This is a genomic window from Mesorhizobium sp. M1006 (assembly GCF_040318825.1).
Lineage (GTDB): Bacteria > Pseudomonadota > Alphaproteobacteria > Rhizobiales > Rhizobiaceae > Mesorhizobium.
In genome coordinates, this window is sequence record NZ_JAMYMZ010000104.1 from 1 (window position 1) to 5,100 (window position 5,100).

Annotated in this window: 4 protein-coding genes and 2 pseudogenes; 2 read left to right on the plus strand and 4 right to left on the minus strand. The window is 58.1% G+C overall.

From position 1 onward, the window contains the following. From NKH60_RS34470 to NKH60_RS34480, 3 genes and pseudogenes are all read right to left on the minus strand, one after another. A partial coding sequence (locus NKH60_RS34470) for a fumarate hydratase (RefSeq protein ID WP_352875050.1) occupies positions 1 to 251 on the minus strand: 251 nt, incomplete at its 3' end. 6 nt (positions 252 to 257) lie between these two features. Next, entirely contained in the window at positions 258 to 1,691 is a 1,434-nt protein-coding gene (locus NKH60_RS34475; RefSeq protein ID WP_352875056.1) for an NAD-dependent succinate-semialdehyde dehydrogenase, read from the minus strand. Positions 1,692 to 1,882: 191 nt separating this feature from the next. Next, positions 1,883 to 2,404: pseudogene (locus NKH60_RS34480) on the minus strand (LysR substrate-binding domain-containing protein); the annotation flags it as partial. A 567-nt stretch (positions 2,405 to 2,971) separates the two neighbouring features. Between NKH60_RS34480 and NKH60_RS34485 the strand changes: the two are divergent. Next, positions 2,972 to 3,133 (plus strand): annotated as a pseudogene (locus NKH60_RS34485) (IS5/IS1182 family transposase); the annotation flags it as partial. Positions 3,134 to 3,305: 172 nt separating this feature from the next. Here the strand turns inward: NKH60_RS34485 and NKH60_RS34490 are convergent. Further along, entirely contained in the window at positions 3,306 to 4,532 is a 1,227-nt protein-coding gene (locus NKH60_RS34490; protein ID WP_352875052.1) for an ATP-grasp domain-containing protein, read from the minus strand. Positions 4,533 to 4,861: 329 nt separating this feature from the next. Between NKH60_RS34490 and NKH60_RS34495 the strand changes: the two genes are divergently transcribed. After that, positions 4,862 to 5,100 (plus strand): transposase (locus NKH60_RS34495; protein ID WP_352875054.1); only part of this gene is annotated, 239 nt, incomplete at its 3' end.

The following is a 5,100-nucleotide window of genomic DNA, read 5'->3' on the forward strand; positions in this document are numbered from 1 at the left end:
ATGCCGACCTTTGCAAAGACCACCACAAGACCGGTATCCTGACAGATCGGGCGCCGTCCGAAGGCCGCCATGCGAGAGTTCAGCAGAATCTGCCCGATGGCGTTCTTCGCCGCCGGGCTCTGTTCGCGAGTATATGCCCGCGAAAGATACCGGATATAATCGGGGGGATGGTAGTACGAGATGTATTGAAGGGCGTCAGCGACGCTCTTTGTGATATGCTTGCCGGCAATGGTCCGTGTTTTTTTATTCACGAAATCTCATCCGAATGAACCGAACCCGTTGACCAGTTTCAGGCTTTGGAAGCTCCGCACCCCCTGCTCGCCCCCCTCATATCCGTAGCCGCTCTGTTTAACGCCACCATACGGCGCATCTGCTGAAACCCCTTTAAGATAATTCACACTAAGAGCGCCGGCCGAAAGACCGCCGATCAGCGCCCGTTTCGTATCGTCAGCGCCAGTGAAGAAGTAGGCGGCCAACCCATAGTCAGTGGCGTTGGCTTCTTCGATGGCCTCCTCGATCGTATCGAACGGCGCCACGGTGAGGATCGGTCCGAACGGCTCATCATGAAGCACTCTGGCATCATTTGGCACGGCTGTCAGGATCGTTGGCGGCCAGTAAAATCCCGGTTGGTCCAGGCGGGTCCCCCCGGTTTCGATGCGGGCGCCGCGATCGACCGCATCCTTGACCAGACGCTGCATGGCCTCGATTCGTCGCGCGTTTGCCATTGGTCCCATCTCCGTCGCCGGGTCGTCCGGCGGGCCGATCTTGATCTTGCGGGCGACTTCCGTCATCCGGGACAGAAATTCCTCATAGAGAGGCCGCGCGACGAGAATCCTGCTGGGCGCATTGCAGCTTTGGCCCGCGCACTCGAACTTGTATTCCGAAATTGCCGGTATGGCGTTTGCCAGGTCGGCATCCTCGCATACAACGACCGGGGAGTGCCCACCGAGTTCAAGAATGCACCGCTGCAAGTTGTTCGCGGCGAGCTTGGCGAGCTGTTTTCCAACCTCGGTAGAGCCGGTGAAAGTTAGAACCTTGACGATCGGCGAGCTGAGTAAGTGCCGGGATATTTGCACCGGAAAGCCAAAGACGAGATTGACCACGCCGTCCGGGATACCCGCTTGTCGCAAGGCTTCGACGAAATGGACAGCCGCGCTTGGTGTCTCTTCAGCTCCTTTTAGGATGACCGGGCAGCCTGCCGCCAAAGCAGGGGCGAGTTTGCGGGCGATGAGAACGGCGGGATAGTTCCAAGGGGTAAGGGCGGCAACGACCCCAAGGGGCTCCGGGACGATCATCCGGTTCGGGCCCATCGGAATAGGGGCCGACAGCTCTTCGGCGTGGGTGCCGTTCCACTCCAGTGTTTCGACAGCGCGCGCATATTCACCTGTCGCTTCGGCAATTGTCTTTCCCTGTTCGTCCGACAGGTCCCTGGCTGCCGCTCCAACCTTCGCTGCCAAGATCCTGGCGGCTGTTACGAGGATCTCGCCACGATCTTTTGCAGGCCGTGCGGACCAAGCCTTGCGGCTCCGCTCTGCCGAAGCAAGGGCCTCATCCAGGTCCGGCGCTGAAGCCGCGGCGACCGAGCCAAATACCTTCTCTGTCGCCGGGTTGATCACCGACAGAGTAATTCCGTCACTTCCGACTCGCCACCTGCCATTGATGAAAAGCTGATAGCTCATGGCGTTCGACATCGGATGCTCCGCTTTCGTGTGGTACGAGGCGGCCGATATCCGAACCTTGTCTCGCTCCTGTGCGATTTCATCGCGATAGTTGGATGCGGTCAAATATCGAATGTCGCCCAAAACCATCTCGAATCCAGATTGATACCGCTCAAGCAGCCGCGACGAGCCATAGCGCTGGAGGAATTTGGCTTGGGGATCTGCTAAACCCGGTCCGGAACCGTGGCTGACCAGTGCTTGCCCTCGATCAAGGTCCTGACGACCTTGGGGATCAGCTTGCGGACCGCAGAAACGGCGGGAGAGCGCTCATCCTTCGGGTTGACGGCGAGCACAACGGAACGGGTAATCACCGGATCGACGATCTTGACCGTCCTGACCTGGCCTTGAGACGACTCTTTCTGAATAGCCGACGGGGTAAGGATGGAATACGCCTTTCCTTCCATGACCATATTGATGATCGTAGAAAGGGAATCGACCTCGAATCTGACGTTCAAAACACAACCGTGCTGCGAAACGACATCAGCCACCGAACGCCTGACATTATTGTTGCGCATGGGAACCGCCAGCGGAAATGCGTGCAGGTCGGCCAGCGGTATCGAATCTTCAAAAGGCGGTTGACCAGGCGGCACCACCAGGCAAAACTCTTCGCGGGCCAGTACCGTCATTGGCCCCTCACTCTCGGCAGTGCGGTAGAGGACAGCCAAGTTGAAGCGTCCAGCAGCTATCCTTCGACAACAACTGCTGTCGAGCGCCGACGGACGGCCGGTCGAAATTCATGCCTATGCCGATCGGATCATCATCGGATAGGACGGCGTTGTAGGCGAATACAGGGCCCACAGCCCGTCCATGTGGGTGCTCGCCAAGGCACTGCCGATAAGCGGGTGAACGCTCATCGAGCTGGGCCCCCGGCCGGTTCCTGTTCCGGCGTACTTCGCTGTGCACTTACGCGGGATCTCACAGGCTCCTAGCGATCCATCCCGACGAGGCTGCTCCCTAGACCGCCCATGCCGAGAGCATCCGCATGCACATAACCTCCAAGTTGACAAGGCTGCAACATCCGCTGTCTACACTTCACGATCGGCGATGCGTCGCCCATGCAAGAATCGCCCGCGGATGGCCGCTGCGCCTTTGCCGGGACGGATTGAACGGCGCGCACAACCAAGGTAAGACGGCGTCTCATCCTGCTCGTCGCGTTATTAGCCGCCGGATCGGCGTCCTGCCGTTCCTCCCTGGACGCTTCCGGCCAGGCTGCCCCCGTGCCGGAGGTAGCCGCAGCTACTCGGGCGGGCATCCGCAAACGCATCGAGGAGATCTTCGGCTGGGTGAAGAAGCCAGGCGGACTGACCAAGACCAAGCTGCGCGGGCGGCTAAAAAGTCGAGCCGTCTTCACCTTCGCGATCATCGCCTGCAATCTGGTCCGTATCCCCAAATTGCTGGCGATCCAGCCAACATGACGCCAAACCGCCAAGCAAAACAACCACGCACGCTAAACCGATAGCTGCAAAAGCCAAAATCCAGCCCGATCAGCCAAACCACTCCGACAAATGTCATCAAAATCGAAAGGATGCGACTTTTGCAGCGGCCTGCTAAGCCCGTTCCAGTTCCAACGGTTTAGACTAGATCCTATCAGCGTAGGATCGGAAAGGGCGTGATCGACCAGCTAATTAAGTCGACGGCACGCTGAAGTATCGCCTTGGTCTGAGCAAAGCTGGGTGAAGCGGCAATCACATGTGCGATGCAGTCTCGGTAATCGCCTTTCCTGACAATCGGCGTCTTGGGTTCAGCATGCAATTTGACCTCGGCGACACCCGATACGGCGGCCGCCCGATTGTCGCCACGGATCCAGTCAAGGGTACCATCGCAATCAGGAAGCAGGAACCGCGCGGCCGCTACGCGCGAGTACCTTCTGCGCAAGTCGCAATGCGCGCCGATGACGAGCTTGATGTGCTCGGTAACGGGATCGATACCGTAAGCCAGCTGAAAACGCCGAGGATAGGTTCCACTCGCAAGACGTGGATTGACTTCGATGACGACTGGGCCACGCTTCGTCCACCGTAATTCAATATTGGTTGGCCCCCAGTCAAGGCCGAGAGCTTGCAAACAGCTCAGCGCCACATCGGCGATACGCTCGTGCTCGTCATCAGTCAGCAACGCCGGAAAGATGCTCTGACGAAAGACGAAATGCGGTGGCGGGCCAAATTCGGCGGCACTAATCCCAATGACCTCATTTCCCATTGTCTCAGCTTCATAGAATGGACCCTGTGCGAATTCTTCGACTAGGATTCTCGGCGAAGACCGCCATATGTGCTTCCCGCCCAGCAGATAGGTCGTATGTTCGACCAACTCATCGGCGTTGTCGCACAATCGGACGCCCATACTGCCATTGCCAACAGCTGGCTTGAGCACCACCGGCAGGCCGATCTCGGCCGCAGATCTTTCAACCTGCGCCGCATTCGCTGCCAAGCGATAACTAGGTATTGGAACGCCGGCCTGTGCGAGGAGCTCACGTTGAGTGAATTTGTCGCAGCATCGTTCAATCGAAGCAGGGTTCGGTCCAGGCAGATCCAAATTCCGGCAGATCTTGCCAACTGTCGCGTAGACCGCCTCTCTGGCGCTCGTAATGCCGGCAATGTCATAGGTCGCACGAAGCCGGGAACATTCGTGGATCAGCGCATCGAGATTGCCTGTGTCGACCCGGACTGTCTCAATCCCTTCGGCCGCAAGATAGTCGTATTGAGCCGGATCGGTCGACAGGGTGATTGGATGGAGGCCGAGACGCTCGGCTGCTTGGACGTATTGTAGACCAGTACCGTGTGTGTTGCCTTCAATCAGAATGAGCGCTCTTCTTGCCATGGCTGTTAATCTTCCGTTGCTTGGTGCGCAGCGGTCTGAGCTCGAACGAGGGACCAGCTATTTCAGCCGTGCCCGACCTCAGACTTCCTAAGAAGGTACCATTGGCTGCGATTGATGGTCGCAAAGAGTTTGTGAATATAGTTGAAGGGTCTGTTGCATTATTCTGGACACACCCGCGCTGTGGTACGGAACGTCACGATGGCGATTTCCGGAGGTTTGCGAAGTTTCAAGGGACGCCAGTTTGACTGATCTGCAAAAGAGCGGCCGCCACGGGACTGTCAGGAATTCTGTGCGCGAGGCCATGATGATGGAAAGGAGAGAATCATCACATGGCTATTGAGAAGGAACTTCTGGACCAACTGCTTGCGGGTCGCGATCCGAATGAGGTTTTCGCCAGAGACGGGCTGCTCGACGATCTGAAGAAGGCGCTTTCGGAGCGGATTCTGAACGCCGAACTGGACGAGCACCTCGATGAGGAGCAGGCCGACGGCAACGCCAATCGCCGCAATGGCCATTCGCGGAAATCGGTGCTGACGGGCACATCGAAGATGACGCTGACGATCCCGCG

Coding starts and splice junctions, on each gene's coding strand:
- NKH60_RS34475 (WP_352875056.1), bottom strand. CDS start 1,691: ATGTCGAACGCCATGAGCTATCAGCTTTTCATCAATGGCAGGTGGCGA.
- NKH60_RS34490 (WP_352875052.1), bottom strand. CDS start 4,532: ATGGCAAGAAGAGCGCTCATTCTGATTGAAGGCAACACACACGGTACT.